Consider the following 18401-nt stretch of genomic DNA (forward strand, 5'->3'; position numbering starts at 1 on the left):
CCGTCGACCTCGTACGACACCTGCTCCCGTACGCGCGGTCCGAAGGAGCGTCGGGTGCGGGGCCGGCTCAGGCCCCCGGCACCCCGGGCCCCTGCGGCTGCCCGTCGACGCGGGCCAGCGCCTCCTCGACGGTGTCCGAGACCGGCACCGTGATGCTCACACCGGTGAGGTCCAATATGCGCAGCACCGCGGGGGTGGGCGAGATGATGTGCACGCTGCCCGGCAGCTCGCGGGCCTCCTGGTAGACCCGCAGGACGATGTTCATCCCGGAGGAGTCCATGAACGGGACGTCCGAGAGGTCCAGCAGGAAGTGCCGCCGGCCGTGGTGGAGCTGGTTGGCCAGGTGGTGCTGGAACTCGGTCGCGGTGTCGACGTCCAGATAACCCTTCACCTTGAGCAGCGCGACGTCCTCACGGGGCAGCGTCACCTCGACGGACAGCGGGTTCGGGGCAATGGGCACGTGTACCTCCAACGATCCTGACAGCCAGGGGCCGGTCCACCCCCGCGAACGGCGGGGAGCCCGCGGACGGAGGGCACGGACGGTGACCGATGTCCCACCGCCGCCGTGCCCTCCGTCCGCGGACACCCTCACCGCGCCCGGCGCATACCCCCGATCCGGCTCCGCACACGTCACCCGACCCGGATGCCCACCAGACACGTGTCGTCGTCCGTGTCCGACCGGCTGTAGGTGAGCAGACGGTCCAGGTGCTGGTCGAGCGAGGCGGGGGAGGGCCGGGCGGTGCCCAGCAGATGCTTCAGCGACTCCTCCACCGGGCGGTCACGGCGCTCGATCAGGCCGTCGGTGTACATCAGCAGCGTGTCCTCGGCGGCCAGCTGGATCTCGTCCTCCTCGTAGGCGGCCTCCGCCACCGCGCCCAGCAGCATGCCCCGCACCAGCGGCAGGGGCTCCGCCTCGGGCCCCCGCACCAGCACCGGCGGCAGATGTCCGGCCCGCGCCCAGCGCAGGGTGCGCCGGGCCGGGTCGTACAGACCGCACACCGCCGTCGCCGTGACCCCGCCCGTCAGGTGGTGCGCCACGATGTTCAGCCACGACAGCAGCTGGCCCGGGCCCGCGCCCGTCACCGCGAGCCCGCGCAGCGCGTTGCGCAGGACGACCATGCTGGTCGCGGCCTCTATGCCGTGCCCTGCCACGTCCCCCACGCACAGCAGCACCATCCCGTTGGGCAGCAGCACCGCGTCGTACCAGTCACCGCCCACCAGCTGCTCCGTCTCCGCCGGCCGGTAGCGGACGGCCACCTGGAGATCCGGCACCGTGAGCGGGGTGTGGGCGGGCGGCATGATCGCGTGCTGCAGCTGGAGCGTCAGCCGGTTGCGCTCGATGGCCTGCTGCTCGGTGTGCGCCAGCTGGTCGCGGGTCGCGGCGAGCGCCACCTCCGTCCAGTGCTGCGCCGAGATGTCCTGGTAGGCGCCGCGTACGACGAGCAGGCGGTCGTCGGTGTCCAGGACCGGTTCGGCCACCACCCGCACATGCCGGGTCACGCCGTCCGGCCGCTGCAGCCGGAAGGCCGCCGACGCCGGCCTGCGGTGGTGCAGCAGCGTGCGCAGGAACCGGCCGATGGGCACGGCGTCGTCCGGGTGGGCGTGGGCCGTCAGCTCCTCCAGCGGCACCGGGGTGCTCGTCTGCGGCCGCCCGTACAGGTCGAACAGCTGCCCGTTCCAGGTGATCTCGCCCGTGAGCAGGTTCTCCTCGAAACCGCCGATGCGGCCGAGCCGCTGGGCGTGCTGCAGGAGACTGGCCAGCCGGGCGGTCTCGTCCTCGATGCGCCAGATCAGCAGCACGGCGTTGCCGTGCCGGCTGATGCTGATGTCCGCGACGGCCGACAGCGGGACCTGGTCGACCAGGGCCGTCAGGTTCATCCGCCGGGCCCGGAACGGCTCCCCCGTCGCGTACACCCGCTCCACGCTCCGGAACAGCTCGCTGTCCCCGGCGGCCATCGGATAGGCCTCCAGCAGCAGCGCGCCGCCCACGACGGCACGCGGCCGCCCGGCGGGGTCCATGAAGCGTTTGTTCACGTGCTGGATGCGGAAGTCCGCCAGATGCCCCTCGGCGTCCAGGTGCGGCACCAGGACCAGCGCGGGGTCGTGCAGGCCGTCGGCCAGGTCCATCAACTCCGCGGCGTCCGGCATGACCCGCGGCTCGAGCCCGGCCGCGTGCGGTGGCGTGTACGTCTCCAGCGTGTGCGCGCACAGTTCGGCCAGGGCCTCCACCTGGCGCACCACCTGCGGCGGCTGCGGGGGCAGGGGCCGCGCCCACGCGATCTCCAGCACGCCGTGGACACGGCCCCCGGTGCCGGCGGGCACGGCGGCACGGCCGCCCTCGGGGTACTGGTGCCGGCCCACGCTGGGCAGCCCGGTCCGGTCCAGCGACGTGATCCACTGGCCCGCGCGTTCGGTCAGGCCGCGCCGTGCCACCGTCGACACGTCCGGCGGCACATAGCGCCAGCGGGCGGCCTCGGCGGGTGGGAAACCGGCGGAACCCGCCAGCGTCAGCGACCCGTCGGAGCCGGCCGCCCAGATGGCGACGGCCACCGCGCCGAGCGGGCGCAGCGCCTGCTCCAGCAGGGCGTCCGCGACCGCCTGGGTGTCGTTCGCGGCCAGCGCGCCGCTCTCGGCGGCCCGCAGCCGCACGGCCGCCGACCCGGCCGGCGGCCGTCCGGCCTCCTCCGGCCCGTCGGTCCCGTCGGTCTTCTCCGCCTCCTCGGCGGCGGTGGCGGCGAGGAACGCGTCCGTGACCTCCGACATCCGGTCACGGGCGGCCTGGTTGATCACGTCGACCGCGAACTCCAGCGGCGTCACCTGGGACTGCTCGGCCAGCTCGGCGAGCTGCCGGGCGGCCTGCGCCGGACCGCAGCCCAGCCGGGCGACCAGGATGCCCTTGGCCAGCTCGATCAGGGCCCGGCCCTCGGCCTCCGCCTGGGCGGCCCGCACCTCGCGGCTGAGCCGTTCCACCGTGGCCGCGAGCCTGCCCACGGGCGACTGCGGGGACATGCCGCGCAGGTCGCCGCCGGCGCCGCCGGCCGCGCGGGACGGGGGCGGCTCGCCGGCGCCCGGTTCGCGCGGCTGCTCGAAGATGCTCACGGTCGGGTCACTCCTCGGCTGGGGACCGTCACGGCGCACGGCGGGACGCGCCGCGCGCCGCCCGGCCCTCCGGTGTACGGGACGGGAGCGGGCGTGCTCATGCGGGCAGCCAGCGCCGGACGCAGGCGATGAGGTCCTGGGTGTCGACCGGCTTGGTGACGTAGTCGCTGGCGCCCGAGGCGATGCTCTTCTCCCGGTCGCCGGGCATCGCCTTCGCCGTCACCGCGATGATCGGCAGCTCGGCGTACTGTGGCATCCGGCGGATCTCGGCGGTCGCCGTGTAGCCGTCCATCTCCGGCATCATCACGTCCATCAGGACCAGGCCGACCTCCGGGTGGGCCATCAGGGTCTCGATGCCCCGGCGCCCGTTCTCCGCGTGCAGCACCCGGAACCCGTGCAGCTCCAGGATCCCGCTGAGCGCGAAGAGGTTGCGCGCGTCGTCGTCCACGACGAGGACGGTACGGCCCGACGGCGACTCCTCCAGGGGCGGCGGCGCAAGGCGCTGCGGCTCCTCGGGACGGACCAGGGAGAGCACGTCGCCGGGCTCCTCGGCGGCCAGGTGCAGCGCGATCCGCTCCCGCAGCTCGTCGAGGCTGGAGAGGAACTCCAGCGCCCCGCCGCCCGCGGCGGAGCGCAGCCTCTCCTCCAGCGCTGCGTCCGCGCGGTGACCGCTGTGCACGAGCACCGGCACGCTCGCCAGCGCCGAGTCGCCCCGCAGCGCCTCCAGGAAACGGGACGCCTCGGAGTCCGGCATGCCCAGCTCCAGGACGACGCAGTGGCAGGGCTCGGCCGCCAGCGCACCCGCCGCCTCCTGTGCCCCCACGGCGGTGATGACGTCCAGCGGGGGCCTGCCGCCCGCGTCGTCCCGGCCGTGCGACAGGTCCGCGACCACGCTCTCCGCGACCAGGGTCAGCAGGCCGCGCGGCCGCTCCTCCACCACGAGCAGGCGCCGGGGACGCTGCCGGTGCCCGAGGACCGGCTCGGACGGTGCGGCCGGACGCGCGAGCGCGCCCGCGGGCGACTCGGCCGGCGCCGGTTCGCCGCCCCGGCCCAGCAGCTCCTCGAAGTCGGGCCGGGCCACCGGCAGGAACAGCGTGAACGTGCTGCCCCGGCCGGGCGTGCTGTCCACCGAGACGGCCCCGCCCAGCAGCTGGGCGATCTCCCGGGTGATCGACAGACCGAGCCCGGTGCCGCCGTACTTGCGGCTCGTCGTGCCGTCCGCCTGCTGGAACGCACCGAAGATCGACTCCAGGTTCTGCTCCGGGATGCCGATGCCCGTGTCCTTCACCCGGAACGCCACCACCGCGCCGCCCCGGACCACGCCCCGGGGTACCTCGTCGTCCGGCGCCGGCTCGATGGCCAGCTCCACCCCGCCCCGCTCGGTGAACTTCACCGCGTTGGACAGCAGGTTGCGCAGCACCTGACGCAGCCGGGAGTCGTCGGTCAGCAGGTCCGCCGGCGCGCCCGGCGCCGTCGTCACCGTGAACTCCAGCCCCTTCTGCGTCGTCATGGGCCGGAAGGTCGCCTCGACGTACTCGATGAGCTGCCGCAGCGTCACCCGCTCCGGGGAGACGTCCATCTTCCCGGCCTCGACCTTCGACAGGTCCAGGATGTCGTTGATCAGCTGGAGCAGGTCCGAGCCCGCCGAGTGGATGATCCCCGCGTACTCGACCTGCTTCGGGGTGAGGTTGCGCGACGGGTTCTGGGCGAGCAACTGGGCGAGGATCAGCAGGCTGTTGAGCGGGGTGCGCAGCTCGTGGCTCATGTTCGCCAGGAACTCCGACTTGTACTTCGAGGCCAGCGACAGCTGCTGGGCGCGGGCCTCCAGCTCCTGCCGGGCCTGCTCGATCTGCAGGTTCTTCGCCTCGATGTCCCGGTTCTGGGCGGCCAGCAGGGACGCCTTCTCCTCCAGCTCGGCGTTGGAGCGCTGCAGCTCCTCCTGCTGCACCTGCAACTCCGTGGAACGGGCCTGGAGTTCGGCGGTCAGGCGCTGGGACTCGGCGAGCAGCTCGTCGGTGCGGGCGTTGGCGACGATGGTGTTGACGTTGACGCCGATGGTCTCCATCAGCTGTTCCAGGAAGTCCCGGTGGATCTGCGTGAACGCGGTGACCGACGCCAGCTCGATCACGCCGAGCACCTGGCCCTCGACCACGATCGGCACCAGCACCAGGGCGGTGGGCACCACCTGGCCGAGCCCGGAGGAGATGGTCACGTAGCCCGGCGGCAGCTCGTCCACCACTATGGTGCGCCGGCTGCGCGCGGCCTGGCCGACCAGGGTGCGGCCGAAGGCGATCCGGGTGGGCCGGTCCGCGTCCTCGGGATAGCCGTAGGAGCCGACGAGCCGCAGCTCGGGGCCGTCGTCGCCGTCCTCGGCCAGATAGAAGGCGCCGTACTGCGCCGACACCAGCGGCACCAGCTCGTCCATGATCAGCTCGGCGACCACGGGCAGGTCCCGGTGGCCCTGCATCAGGCCGGAGATACGGGCGAGGTTGGTCTTGAGCCAGTCCTGCTCCTGGTTGGCCCGGGTGGTCTCGCGCAGGGACTGCACCATCGCGTTGATGTTGTCCTTGAGCTCGGCGACCTCGCCGGACGCCTCCACGTTGATCGAGCGGGTCAGGTCGCCCTCGGCGACCGCGCTGGTCACCTCGGCGATCGCGCGGACCTGGCGGGTGAGGTTGCCCGCCAGCTCGTTGACGTTCTCGGTGAGCCGCTTCCAGGTGCCCGAGACGCCCTCCACCTCGGCCTGGCCGCCGAGCCGGCCCTCGGTGCCGACCTCGCGGGCCACCCGGGTGACCTCGTCGGCGAAGGCGGAGAGCTGGTCGACCATCGTGTTGATGGTCGTCTTGAGCTCCAGGATCTCGCCGCGCGCGTCCACGTCGATCTTCTTCGACAGGTCGCCCCGGGCCACCGCCGTCGTCACCAGCGCGATGTTGCGCACCTGGCCGGTGAGGTTGTTGGCCATCGAGTTGACGTTGTCGGTGAGGTCCTTCCAGGTCCCGGCCACGTTCGGCACGTGCGCCTGCCCGCCGAGCCGGCCCTCGGTGCCGACCTCGCGGGCCACCCGGGTCACCTCGTCGGCGAACGCGGAGAGCGTGTCGACCATCGTGTTGATGACCTCGGCCAGGGCCGCGATCTCGCCCTCGGCCTTGACGGTGATCCGCTGCGACAGGTCACCGCGGGCCACCGCGGTGGCGACCTGGGCGATGGAGCGGACCTGCCCCGTCAGGTTCGACGCCATCACGTTGACGTTGTCGGTGAGGTCCTTCCAGGTGCCCGACACCCCGCGCACCTGGGCCTGTCCGCCCAGGTTGCCGGCCGTGCCGACCTCGCGGGCGACGCGGGTGACCTCGTCGGCGAAGGCGGAGAGCTGGTCGACCATCGTGTTGATGGTGTTCTTGAGCTCCAGGATCTCGCCGCGCGCGTCCACGGTGATCTTCTGGGAGAGGTCGCCCTTGGCCACGGCGGTCGCCACCTGGGCGACGTTGCGGACCTGGTTGGTCAGGTTGCCCGCCATGAAGTTCACCGAGTCGGTGAGGTCGCGCCAGGTCCCCTTGACGCCCTGGACGTCGGCCTGGCCGCCGAGCCGTCCGTCGGTGCCGACCTCGCGGGCGACGCGGGTGACCTCGTCGGCGAAGGCGGAGAGCTGGTCGACCATCGTGTTGATGGTGTTCTTCAGCTCCAGGATCTCGCCGCGCGCGTCCACGTCGATCTTCTGCGACAGGTCGCCCTCGGCCACCGCCGTGGCCACCTGGGCGATGTCGCGCACCTGCGTGGTCAGGTTCCCGGCCATGGCGTTGACCGAGTCCGTCAGATCGGCCCAGGTGCCCGAGACGCCCGGCACCTTGGCCTGTCCGCCGAGGGTGCCCTCGGTGCCGACCTCACGGGCCACCCGGGTGACCTCGGAGGTGAACACGGACAGCTGGTCCACCATGCCGTTGAAGACCTTGGCGATGTCCCCCATGAGGCCGTCCGCCTCGTCCGGCAGGCGCGTGCCGAAGTCGCCGTCGCGTACGGCCGTCAGACCGGCCAGCAGGCGCCGCAACTCCTGATCGCCCGGCACCGTGTCCACGGTCCCGGTGCTGTCGCTGGTCATGCGCACCCTCGTTCCGCTCCCCAGGAGCCCTCGGCACCCGAGGACTCGGAACCCCTTCCGGACCTGTCGGTCGGCCCGGCCTGTCGTGTGTGCGTTTCCGCTGTTCACGGAAGTGCTCGATGAGAAAAATACGTCAGAGGCTAACGCACGCGTGCAGCGGCGGACAAAGCGGGGCGCCCGCTGCGACGTGCGGCGCGGACAGGGGGCGCACGGCGTGTTCCCGCCGGGCGCGGGCGCCGCGGCGGGCGCTCGTGCCGCCGTCCGGGCACCCGCCCCGAATGGGGCGGCCCGGGCCGGGTATCCGCTGCTGTGGAGCCGGTCGGGACCGCCTCGTCCGCGCCCGGCCCGTCAGTCGCCGATCCATGCGGGAGGAAGGGACAGCGTGCCGACGGACAACATCTGGTCGTACGCGGCGGACAGCGGCCACGCGCAGGAGCAGGACCTCACGGGCTGCGCCGTCCACGCGAGCGACGGCACGGTCGGTCACGTGGACCGGCAGGGCGACCACTTCGGTATGCGGCACCTGGTCGTCGACACCGGCGTCTGGATCTTCGGCCGCAGCGTGCTGGTGCCGGTCGGCATGGTCCAGGGCATCGACCCCGGGGCCCGCACGGTCACCCTGGCCTGCACCAGGGCGGAGATCAAGGCCGCGCCCCGCTTCCGGACCGACAGCGAGACCATGGACCGGGATTATCTGGCGGCCGTGGGGGAGTACTACCACCGGCTGCCGCCGAGGGAGACCGCGGCCGGCTGATCCGTGCCGGGGGACCGCACGGCCGACGTCAGGGACACCACAGACATGGAACGAACCGAACAGACCGCCACGGCCGCGTCCGGCGCCGTGCCTCCGGGGACACCGGCCGCGTCCGGCGCCGCGCCCTCCGCGACACCGGCGACGGGCACCGTGACCACCGCCGGTGAGGCACGTGCCCTCGCGGAGGCGGTGGTGCGCGGGCGGAGCGGCCGCGCGGTGCGCGACGAGGACGTCATCGATCTGCTGCTCGTCGTCTCCGAGCTGGTCACCAACGCGATCCGGCACGGCGGCGGACTGGCCGGTTTCGACGTGCGGATCGTGGACGAGGGTGTGTGGATCGCCGTCCACGACCACAGCCCGGTGATCCCGCGGGCGGCGGACGCCTTCCCCACCCGGCATCACGGCAGCGGCTACGGCTGGCCGCTCGTCGCCAGGCTCGCCCGGGACATCTCCGTCACCCCCCGGCCCGAGGGCGGCAAGACGATCGGCGTGCTGGTCCCGATGCGCCCGGCCGCCGGCGCCTGACCGGACCGCCCACCGTGGCCGGAGCCGCAAGCAGGGCGCCGGCCCGCCGGGTCACCAGGGCAGGAAGACGTGGATGTCCTTGCCCCGTTCACCGGTGACGACGCTCACCTGGTCGGACAGGGTGTGGATCAGATGCCAGCCGATACCGCCGCCGCCGGTGCTCGGATGGAAGGGACGCGGCGCGGGCTTCGTGGTGCTGGTGTCGTGCATCACCACGTGCACGCCGTCGAAGGTCCGGCGCATCCGCAGCTCGAAGGGGCCCGGCGCGTACTGCACCGCGTTGGCCGCCAGCTCCGTGACCACCAGCAGGATGTCGTCCCAGTGCTCGGGCGCCGAGGGAGGTGACAGGCGCGCCAGGTCGTAGAGGAACTCCTCCGCGACGAGGCGAGCACCGGTCACATTGTGCAACTCCCCGGTGAAGCCCGCGGTCCGGCTGGTGATCTCCTCGGAAGCCAGTGTCCTGTCCCAACGCGGCTCGGCTGCCATTTCGCCTTCCCGGCCCGGCGTCCACCGGGCGTCGTCCTTTCCGTGTGTCCCTTCCCGTTGTTAGTTCCCGAGCCGGCGGAGGCTACGCGCGTGTGTGTGCCGGGTAACGGCGCGCCGCACCGCCGGCGGCGCTCCCGGTCACCGGAAGAAGACGTTGTCCGAGTCCTCCCAGCCGGCCGGCTCCGGCGCCGGGACCGAGGGGCGACGGCGTGAACGCGCCGCGTACATCGCGTCGATCTCGTCGGCGTAGGCGCGCACGATCTCGTCCCGGCGCGGTTTCATCGACGGCGTCAGCAGCCCGTTGCCGACGCCGAACGGCTCCGGCAGGATGCGGAAGACCCGGATGGACTCCGAGCGTGAGACGGCGCTGTTGGCCGCCGCGACCGCCCGGCCGATCTCCTCCCGCAGCGCGTTCTCCTCGCGCGCCTCGCGCACCGACGCGTCGCCCTGCAGCGCGAGCCCCGCCCGCCAGTGCGTCAGGAACTGCGGGTCCAGAGTGATCAGCGCACCGACGCAGGGCCGGTTGTCGCCCACGACGACCGCCTGGTGGACCAGCGGATGCATGCGCAGCCGCTGCTCCAGGGCGGCCGGGGCCACGCTCTTGCCGCCGCTGGTGATGATGACGTCCTTCTTGCGGCCGGTGATCGCCAGATACCCCTCGTCGTCCAGATGCCCGAGGTCCCCGGTGGCCAGCCAGCCGTCGCGCAGCACGGCGCGGGTGGCGGCCTCGTCACCGACGTATCCCTGGAACAGCGACGGACCGCGCACCAGGATCTCCCCGTCGTCGGCCACCCGGACATCCGTGCCGGGCAGCGGCTGCCCGACGGTGCCGGACTTCTCCCGGCCCAGCGGCTGCATCGTCAGCCCGCCGCCGGTCTCGGTCAGACCGTAGCCGTCGTGCACGGGGATGCCGATGCCCTCGTAGAAGAGGGCCAGCTCCCGGCTGAGCGGCGAACCGCCGCAGGTCGCCCGCCGGACCCGGCCGCCCAGTGCCGTCCGCAGCCGGCGGTACACCGTCCGTTCGTACAGGGCGTGCTGCAGCCGCAGGTCGAGGCCGGGTCCCGGCCCCCGGCCGAGCCGCCGGCGTTCCAGTGCCACGGCGAAGTCCCGGGCCGTGGCGGCGGCCCGCTCGAACAGCGCCCCGCGCCCCGCCTGCTGGGCGGTGCGCAGGAAATCCTTGTAGATCTTCTCCAGGACCGAGGGCACGGCGTAGAAGTACGTGGGCCGGAAGGAGCGCAGGGCCGCGCCCAGCGCCTCCTCGGTCATCGCGGGTTCGTGCGCCATGAGCAGCCCGCCCCGGACGCACAGGGTCTGGATCATCAGCCCGTACACGTGGGAGAAGGGCAGGTAGGCGAGGACCGCGCCCTGTTCCCCTGCGGGCGCCACCGTGTGGCCCCAGCCGGCGAGCAGCGTGTCGCACGGACTGGCCAGGTTCCGGTGGCTCAGCGCACAGCCCAGCGCGCGGCCCGAGGTCCCGGAGGTGTAGGCCACGACCGCGGTGGCGTCCGGCGGCACGATGCGCCGCATCGAGTCGACCGTGGCGTACGGGACGGACCCGCCGCGTGCCGTCACCGTCTCCAGCGCGCCCGTGTCCAGCTGCCAGACGTGGCGCAGCGCCGGCAGCGACGCGCACACCGAGCCGACGGTCATCACGCCCTGCTCGTCCTCGACGACCACGGCCACACAGCCCGCGTCCCGCAGGATCCACTCGACCTGGTCCCGCGAGGACGTCGGGTAGACCGGCACGACCTCGGCGCCCACCGTCCACAGGGCGTAGCAGAAGACCGTCCACTCGTACCGGGTGCGGGCCAGGACCGCCACCCGGTCGCCCGGCCGGATCCCGCACGCGATCAGTCCCCCGGCCAGGCCGGCCACCTGGTCGCGGAACCCGGCGGCCGTCACCTCCTCCCACCCGGACGGGGCCGTGGCGGAACGGCGCGCGAGCATCGGCAGACCGGGGGTGCGGGCCGCCGTGTCGAAGAGACTGTCGGCGAGCCCTCCGGTCAGGGGCGGCGGGACGGCCGGGGGAGCGAGAGCGAGGTCGCGCATGCGCTGCTCCTGACATGTACGGGGGGTGGCTTCGCCGACGGCCACCGTCGTCGGCGCGGCTCGAATGTAGCCGAGCCGCGCCGGCGGGGAGGCCGGGACGGCAGAAGTGATCCCGCCCGGTGATCCCGGCGGATCGGGGGACCCGGTCGGCATGAGCTATACGAACCCCGATCCCGATCCCGAACGCACCACCGGCCTGGAACCGGGCGGCGGCGTACCTCCCGGCGAGACCCCGCCCGCGGAGAGCAGCCTGCCCGAGGCGGGCCCGCGCGAGGTGCACAACCCCACGAAGGGCTGGGCCAAGGGGCCGCTGACCCTGATCCTCGCCCTCGTGGTGCTGATCGCGGCCGGTTTCCTCGCCTACGCCCTGGCCCTGATGCTCTGAGCGGCGACGGAGACGAGGCCGACGAGGACGCGGCCGGCCCGGCCGGTCACGGGCCGGCTCAGGCCGCCTGGGTGCGGCGCACGCACGCGGCGACGACCTCCCGCAGGCTGCCGGTGCGCTCCAGCAGCTCGCGCTGCACCCGGGCGCCGTTGCCGTGCCGCAGCAGTCCGCCGGCCAGTTCCCGGGCGCGCTCCAGGTCGCCGGCGTCGGCCAGCGCCTCCCGCACGTGCTCCAGCAGGGCCCGTACGACCGTCTCGGCCGGCATGCGCCGCATCGTCGCGGGGTGCAGCAGCTCCCCGGTCAGCCCGGACCGGGCGGCCCGCCAGGCGGCGAGCCGCAGCAGGCTCACACTGTGCCCGGCCGGCTCCACGCCCTCCCGCCACTCCCGGGCGGCCGTCTCGACCAGCGCGCGGGCCAGGGCGGCGATCAGGACGGCGGTGCTCGCGTCGAGACAGACGTCCATGACCCGGAACTCGACCGTCGGGTACCGCCGGGACAGCCGGACGTCGAAGTAGATCATCCCCTCGTCGAGGAGGGTGCCGGTGGCCACCATGTCCGCGACCCGCCGGTGGTAGTTCTCCGCCGACCCGAACAGCTCCGTCGGGCCGGCCGACGGCCAGCGCTGCCAGACCCGGCTGCGGTAACTGCTGTACGCCGAGTCCTTGCCCTGCCACAGCGGCGAGTTGGCACTCAGGGCGGTGAGCACCGGCAGCCAGGGCCGCACCCGGTCGATCACCGCGACGCCCTCCTCGTCCGACTCCACGGACACGTGCACATGACAGCCGAGGACGAGCTGCTCCTGCACCACGACGCCGTACTGCTCGGCCATCCACCGGTAGCGGCGGTTCATGCCGACGGCGGGACTGACCGGCAGCGGGGAGGTGGCGAGCGCGGCGACGGCGCAGCCGATGCCCCCGGCGTGCCTCCCGGCCTCCTCACGGCAGCGGGCGATCTCCGCGTGCAGGCGTTCCATGTCCGCCTGCGGATGCGTGGCGAACTCGAGCATCTGCTCGTGCAGTTCCTTCTCGAAGACCTCCTGCCCGGCGTCCTCCTGGGAGGCCCGGGCGAGCACCGCAGCGGACAGCGCCCGCGGCTCACCGCTCTCCGGGTCGACCAGGAGGAGCTCCTCCTCCACTCCGACAGTGCGCACCTGATGCCGCCTTTCCGAGGACTGCGGGGCGACGGACCGGGGTGTTCCGGCCGTCGGACCCCGACTGCCCCCGGAAGAGCGCCGGACACCCGGCGGGGCCCTCGCGGCTCACCTGCCGAAGGGCGTCAGCCACACCGTGGCCAGCGGAGGCAGCGTGATCCGGAGGCAGCCGTCCTCCGTCTTGACCGGGTCCGGGTTGGTGACGCCGCTGCCGCCGTACTCCTCGGCGTCGGTGTTGAGGACCTCCTGCCAGGCACCGGTGTCGTCGCCGACGGCGAGCCCGTAGTCGTGCCGCACGACCGGGGAGAAGTTCGACACCGCCAGCAGCGGGGAGCCGTCCTTGGCGAACCGAAGGAACGCGAAGACGTTGTCCTCGGCCGCGTCCACGGCGACCCACCGGAAACCGGCCGGGTCGGTGTCGCGCTGCCACAGGGCCGGGGTCCGCCCGTAGCGCGTGTTGAGGGCGCGCACCAGGTCCTGCACGCCCCGGTGGTCGCCCGACGAGTGGTAGCCCTCGTCCAGCAGCCACCACTCGGGGCCCTGCTTCTCCGACCACTCCGCGCCCTGCGCGAACTCCTGCCCCATGAACAGCAACTGCTTGCCCGGGTGGGCCCACATGAAGCCCAGGTAGGCGCGCACGTTCGCGCGCCGCTGCCACCAGTCGCCCGGCATCTTCGACACCAGGGCCTGCTTGCCGTGCACCACCTCGTCGTGGGAGATCGGCAGCACGTAGTTCTCGCTGTACGCGTACACCATCGAGAAGGTCATCTCGTGGTGGTGGTACTTGCGGTGCACGGGCTCGTGGGCGATGTATTCCAGCGAGTCGTGCATCCAGCCCATGTTCCACTTGAAGCCGAAGCCCAGACCGCCGGTGTCGGTGGGCCGGGTCACCCCGCCCCACGCGGTCGACTCCTCGGCGATGGTCACCACGCCGGGGCAGCGCCGGTAGACGGTCGCGTTCATCTCCTGCAGGAACGCCATGGCCGCCAGGTCCTCCCGGCCGCCGTACACGTTCGGCTCCCACTGCCCAAAGTCACGGCTGTAGTCCAGGTACAGCATCGAGGCGACCGCGTCGACCCGCAGCCCGTCGATGTGGAACTCCTCGCACCAGTACACGGCGTTGGCGACCAGGAAGTTGCGCACCTCGGTCCGGGCGAAGTCGAAGGTGTACGTCCCCCAGTCCGGGTGGGTCGCGCGCCGCTCGTCCCCGGGCTCGTACAGCGGGTCCCCGTCGAAGCGGGCCAGCGCCCAGTCGTCCTTCGGGAAGTGCGCCGGCACCCAGTCCATGATCACGCCGATGCCGGCCCGGTGCAGGGCGTCGACGAGGAACCGGAAGTCGTCGGGCGAGCCGAGCCGGGCGGTGGGCGCGTAGAAGCCGGTGACCTGGTAGCCCCAGGACGGGCCGTAGGGGTGCTCGGCGACCGGCATCAGCTCGACGTGGGTGAAGCCGAGGTCCTTGACGTACGCGGGGAGCTGTTCGGCCAGTTCGCGGTAGGTCAGCCCCGGCCGCCAGGACGGCAGGTGCACCTCGTACACGGAGAACGGCGCCTCGTGCACCGGCGTGGCGGCGCGGGTGCGCATCCACTCGGCGTCGCCCCACTCGTAGTGCGAGGCCGTCACCACCGACGCGGTGTTCGGCGGTTCCTCCGCGGCGCGCGCCATCGGGTCGGCCTTCAGGAACCGGTGCCCGTACCGCGAGTGGATCTCGAACTTGTACCGGGTGCCCTCGCCGACGCCCGGCAGGAACAGCTCCCACACGCCGGACGCGCCGAGGGAGCGCATCGGGAAGGCCGTGCCGTCCCAGTGGGTGAACTCGGTGGCGACCCGCACGCCCTGGGCGTTGGGCGCCCACACGGTGAAGCGGGTGCCGGTGACGCCGTCGTGGGTCATGGGCTCCGCGCCGAGCGCCCGCCACAGCTGCTCGTGCCGGCCCTCACCGATCAGATGCAGGTCCAGTTCGCCGAGGGCGGGCAGGAAGCGGTACGGGTCGTGCGTCTCCAGCTCGCCCTCCTCGTACGCCACCACCAGCGTGTACGCGGGGATGCGGTCCAGGGGCAGTACGCCGGAGAACAGACCGTCGCCCTCCGACACGAGCGGGTGGCGCTCGCCGTCGACGACCACGCTCACCTCGCGGGCGAAGGGGCGCAGCGCCCGGAAGGCGATCCCGCCGGGCACCGGGTGGGCGCCCAGCAGTGCGTGCGGGTCGTGGTGGGCGCCCGCCAGCAGGCGCCCCCGGTCGGTGGGGTCCAGCGGCGGGGCGGTCCCGCACGCACCGGGGGCGGGGTGCGGGACCGGAGCGGACGGCTCGGGGAGCGAGGTGTCGCGGAGGGCCACGGGTCAGTCTCCTCTCACGGCGAGTCGTTCGATCGCCGCCATGGGTACGGGAAGCCAGTCGGGGCGGTGCCGGGCCTCGTACAGCACCTCATACACGGCCCGGTCCGTCTCGTAGGCGCGCAGCAGACCGTGCTTCTTGCGGGGGTCCCACCCGGCGCGTGCGGCGTAACCCGCGCAGAAGGCCTCACGGCAGCGGCGCGCCCACTCGGGGCGCCACGGCCGGCGCTGCCGGGCGGCGTAGTCGAAGGAGCGCAGCATGCCCGCGATGTCCCGCAGGGGGGAGTGGGCGCTGCGCCGTTCGGCCAGCGGGCGGGACGGCTCGCCCTCGAAGTCGATGACGAACCAGTCCCGGCCGGCCCGCAGCACCTGCCCCAGGTGCAGGTCGCCGTGGATGCGCTGGGCCGGCGGACCGGAGTCGCAGGTGGCCAGCGCGGCGAACGCGCCCCGCAGACCGGGGACGAAGGGCTGCAGCGCCGGCACGGCGTGCGCGGCCGCGGTCAGCCGCTCGGTCATCGCCGCCGCCGTACGGCCGTTCTCCCCGGGGGCGCCCGAGGGGAAGGCCGAGGCCAGCGCGAGGTGCACGTCGGCCATGGCCCGCCCCAGCTCGTGGGCCTGCGAGGTGAAGACGTCCCCGGAGGACAGGGCCTGCAGGGCGAGGGTCCAGCCGTCGGAGGCGTCGTGCAGGAACGGCTGCAGCACACCGAGCGTCGCCTCGTACGGACGGGTCGTCCGCAGCCACGCCACCGGCGCCGGCACCCGGGGGCAGCCCTCGCGGGCCAGCGCGTTCGGCACCTCGAGGTCGGGGTTGACGCCGGGCTGGATGCGCCGGAACACCTTGAGGATGAACTCGTCGCCGTACACCAGCGAGGAGTTGGACTGCTCGGCGTCCAGGAGGCGGGGCGCGAGACCGCCCGGCACCGGACGCGACGGATCGCACTCGAAGCGCAGCGGACCCGCCTCGCCGGGACGGCGCAGCCGCTCCAGGAGCAGTTGGGCCGTCCGGGGGTCGTGCAGCGCGTCGTAGACCGTCCGGCCGGCCAGCGGGCCGTCCTGCACCCGGCCGATGAGAGCCCGGCCCAGGCGCGGTGACGGCTGCTCGCGCACGCCGAGCAGCAGCTGGTAGCAGTCCCCGGCGGGGGGCGCGCCGCCCGGCGCGGGCACCGGCCCGTGCCCGGTGTGCACCAGGAGATGCAGACAGCCCGGGAACAGCTCGGTCATCGACAGCAGACCGAGCTCGGCCACGGGCCGGTCCTTGCCGGCGAACCAGCGCTGGCGCGGCAGCCACTCCCGCAGCAGCTCGCCGAGCGAGGCCATCGGTTCGGTGAGACGCGCGGGTCTCGTGCGCAGGGGTGCGGTCTTCGGCATGGTGACGCGTCCTTTCCTCGGCCTGCGCTCACGCGCGGCGGCCGATGCGGGATGCGACTCGGGTGAGCCGGAACCAGTAGAAGCCGTGGCCCCCGAGGGTCAGCAGGTACGGCAGTTCACCGATGGCGGGGAAGCGCACCCCGCCGAACAGCTCGACCGGGTGGCGGCCGGCGAACTCGCGCAGGTCCAGCTCGGTGGGCTGGGCGAACCGCGCGAAGTTGTTCACGCACAGCACCAGGTCGTCCTCGTACTCGCGCAGGAAGGCCAGCACGGCGGGGTTGGACGAGGAGAGTTCGGTGTAGGTGCCGAGGCCGAAGGCGGGGTTCTGCTTGCGGATCTCGATCATGCGGCGGGTCCAGTGCAGCAGGGACGAGGGCGAGGCCATGGACGCCTCGACGTTCGTCACCTGGTAGCCGTAGACCGGGTCCATGATCGTCGGCAGGAACAGCCGGCCCGGGTCACAGGTCGAGAAACCGGCGTTGCGGTCCGGGGTCCACTGCATCGGGGTGCGCACCGCGTCGCGGTCGCCGAGCCAGATGTTGTCGCCCATGCCGATCTCGTCGCCGTAGTAGAGGATCGGCGAGCCGGGCAGGGACAGCAGCAGCGCGGTGAACAGCTCGATCTGGTCGCGGTCGTTGTCCAGCAGGGTGGCGAGCCTGCGGCGGATGCCGATGTTGGCGCGCATCCGCGGGTCCTTGGCGTACTCCGCGTACATGTAGTCGCGCTCTTCGTCGGTGACCATCTCCAGGGTCAGCTCGTCGTGGTTGCGCAGGAAGATGCCCCACTGGCAGCCCGACGGGATCGCCGGGGTCTTGGCCAGGACCTCGGAGACCGGATAGCGCGATTCCCTCCTGACCGCCATGAAGATCCGCGGCATCACCGGGAAGTGGAACGCCATGTGGCACTCGTCGCCGCCCGAGGCGTAGTCGCCGAAGTAGTCGACGACGTCCTCCGGCCACTGGTTGGCCTCCGCCAGCAGCACCGTGTCCGGGTACTGCGCGTCGATCTCGCGGCGCACGCGCTTGAGGAACTCGTGGCTGGCGGGCAGGTTCTCGCAGTTGGTGCCCTCCTCGGCGTACAGATAGGGCACGGCGTCCAGCCGGAACCCGTCGATGCCGAGGTCCAGCCAGAACTTCAGCGCGGCCAGCATCTCCTCCTGCACGGCCGGGTTCTCGTAGTTCAGGTCCGGCTGGTGGGAGAAGAAGCGGTGCCAGAAGTACTGTCCCCGCACCGGGTCGTACGTCCAGTTGGACGACTCGGTGTCCACGAAGATGATGCGGGCGTCGGCGTACCGGGTGTCGTCGTCGGCCCAGACGTAGTAGTCGCCGTAGGGGCCGTCGGGGTTCTTGCGCGACTCCTGGAACCACGGGTGCTGGTCGCTGGTGTGGTTCATGACGAAGTCGATGATCACGCGCATGCCGCGCTGGTGCGCCGAGTCCACGAACTCGACGAAGTCCGCCAGGTCACCGAACTCGGGCAGTACGGCGGTGTAGTCGGAGACGTCGTAACCGCCGTCCCTGAGCGGGGACTTGAAGAAGGGCGGCAGCCACAGGCAGTCCACGCCCAGCCATTGCAGGTAGTCCAGTTTGGCGGTCAGGCCCTTGAGGTCGCCGATGCCGTCGCCGTTGCTGTCCTGGAAGGAGCGGACGAGGACCTCGTAGAAGACGGCCCGCTTGAACCAGTCCGGGTCGCGGTCCTTGGCCGGGGTGTCCTCGAAGGTGTCCGGTACGGGAGCGTTCACGGTCATGAGGCTGCTGACCCTTCGTGCGGCGCGGCGGCGGACGACCGCTGGACGTGGAAGACGTGCGCGGGGGCCCTGCCGGGCTCCAGGCGCACGTAGTTGGTCCTGCCCCAGTGGTAGGTCTCACCCGTGAGTTCGTCGTGGACCGGCACCGACTCGTGCCAGTCGAGGCCGAGCTGCGGCATGTCGAGACAGATCGTGGCCTCCTGGGTGCGGTGGGGGTCGAGATTGGCGACCACCAGCACGACGTCGTCCCCCGCACGCTTGCTGTAGGCGATGAGGGCGTCGTTGTCGGTGTGGTGGAAGCGCAGGTTCCTGAGCCGGTGCAGCGCCGGGTGGTCGCGCCGGAGGGTGTTGAGTTTGGTGATGAGGGGGGCGATGGTGCGGCCCTCGCGTTCGGCGGCGGCCCAGTCGCGGGGG

The 18401-nt window shown here is 72.6% G+C and carries 13 protein-coding genes; 3 read left to right on the forward strand and 10 right to left on the reverse strand.

All coding sequences use genetic code 11. From position 1 onward, the window contains the following. Window positions 1-67: 67 nt before the first annotated feature. The 3 genes from ACFYOJ_RS01990 to ACFYOJ_RS02000 all read right to left on the reverse strand — a co-directional run bounded on the left by ACFYOJ_RS01990 (window position 68) and on the right by ACFYOJ_RS02000 (window position 7192). Window positions 68-460 (reverse strand): STAS domain-containing protein, encoded by a 393-nt coding sequence (locus ACFYOJ_RS01990; RefSeq protein ID WP_356552545.1) that lies wholly within the window; start codon window positions 458-460, stop codon window positions 68-70. 170 nt (window positions 461-630) lie between these two features. Continuing rightward, a complete protein-coding gene (locus ACFYOJ_RS01995) occupies window positions 631-3009 on the reverse strand; it encodes a SpoIIE family protein phosphatase (protein ID WP_356552587.1) in 2379 nt (792 codons plus the stop codon). A gap of 187 nt (window positions 3010-3196) precedes the next feature. Further along, window positions 3197-7192 (reverse strand): HAMP domain-containing protein, encoded by a 3996-nt coding sequence (locus tag ACFYOJ_RS02000; RefSeq protein ID WP_356552546.1) that lies wholly within the window; start codon window positions 7190-7192, stop codon window positions 3197-3199. A gap of 382 nt (window positions 7193-7574) precedes the next feature. Between ACFYOJ_RS02000 and ACFYOJ_RS02005 the strand changes: the two genes are divergently transcribed. Both ACFYOJ_RS02005 and ACFYOJ_RS02010 read left to right on the forward strand, forming a co-directional pair. Next, complete coding sequence (locus tag ACFYOJ_RS02005) at window positions 7575-7946, forward strand: PRC-barrel domain containing protein (RefSeq protein ID WP_356552548.1); 372 nt, start codon at window positions 7575-7577, stop codon at window positions 7944-7946. A 45-nt stretch (window positions 7947-7991) separates the two neighbouring features. Further along, entirely contained in the window at window positions 7992-8471 is a 480-nt protein-coding gene (locus ACFYOJ_RS02010) for an ATP-binding protein (protein WP_356552549.1), read from the forward strand. Window positions 8472-8522: 51 nt separating this feature from the next. On the opposite strand, the gene ACFYOJ_RS02015 is transcribed toward ACFYOJ_RS02010, so the two are convergent. Both ACFYOJ_RS02015 and ACFYOJ_RS02020 read right to left on the reverse strand, forming a co-directional pair. Continuing rightward, entirely contained in the window at window positions 8523-8957 is a 435-nt protein-coding gene (locus ACFYOJ_RS02015; RefSeq protein ID WP_356552551.1) for an ATP-binding protein, read from the reverse strand. Window positions 8958-9095: 138 nt separating this feature from the next. Next, window positions 9096-11006, reverse strand: coding sequence for an AMP-dependent synthetase/ligase (locus tag ACFYOJ_RS02020; protein WP_356552553.1), 1911 nt, complete (start codon window positions 11004-11006; stop codon window positions 9096-9098). A 151-nt stretch (window positions 11007-11157) separates the two neighbouring features. On the opposite strand from ACFYOJ_RS02020, the gene ACFYOJ_RS02025 reads away from it, so the two are divergent. Next, entirely contained in the window at window positions 11158-11391 is a 234-nt protein-coding gene (locus ACFYOJ_RS02025) for a DUF6480 family protein (protein WP_356552555.1), read from the forward strand. Window positions 11392-11449: 58 nt separating this feature from the next. Here ACFYOJ_RS02025 and ACFYOJ_RS02030 read toward each other — a convergent pair whose 3' ends face one another. The 5 genes from ACFYOJ_RS02030 to ACFYOJ_RS02050 all read right to left on the reverse strand — a co-directional run. Further along, window positions 11450-12541 (reverse strand): glutamate--cysteine ligase, encoded by a 1092-nt coding sequence (locus tag ACFYOJ_RS02030; protein ID WP_356552557.1) that lies wholly within the window; start codon window positions 12539-12541, stop codon window positions 11450-11452. Between the two features lie 108 nt (window positions 12542-12649). Then, the gene (glgB, locus tag ACFYOJ_RS02035; RefSeq protein WP_356552558.1) at window positions 12650-14875 is read right to left on the reverse strand and encodes a 1,4-alpha-glucan branching enzyme; all 2226 of its coding nucleotides are present in this window, start codon (window positions 14873-14875) and stop codon (window positions 12650-12652) included. 3 nt (window positions 14876-14878) lie between these two features. Further along, complete coding sequence (locus ACFYOJ_RS02040) at window positions 14879-16240, reverse strand: maltokinase (protein WP_356552559.1); 1362 nt, start codon at window positions 16238-16240, stop codon at window positions 14879-14881. A 28-nt stretch (window positions 16241-16268) separates the two neighbouring features. After that, window positions 16269-17987 carry a maltose alpha-D-glucosyltransferase gene (treS, locus tag ACFYOJ_RS02045; protein WP_356552561.1) on the reverse strand — a complete coding sequence of 573 codons (1719 nt, stop codon included), beginning with the start codon at window positions 17985-17987 and terminating at the stop codon, window positions 16269-16271. Continuing rightward, a partial coding sequence (locus ACFYOJ_RS02050; RefSeq protein ID WP_356552563.1) for a DUF3459 domain-containing protein occupies window positions 17984-18401 on the reverse strand: 418 nt, incomplete at its 5' end. The genes treS and ACFYOJ_RS02050, both read right to left, overlap by 4 nt.

Origin of the sequence: Streptomyces sp. NPDC006384 (assembly GCF_042870695.1) — a bacterium.
Classification (GTDB): Bacteria; Actinomycetota; Actinomycetes; order Streptomycetales; family Streptomycetaceae; genus Streptomyces.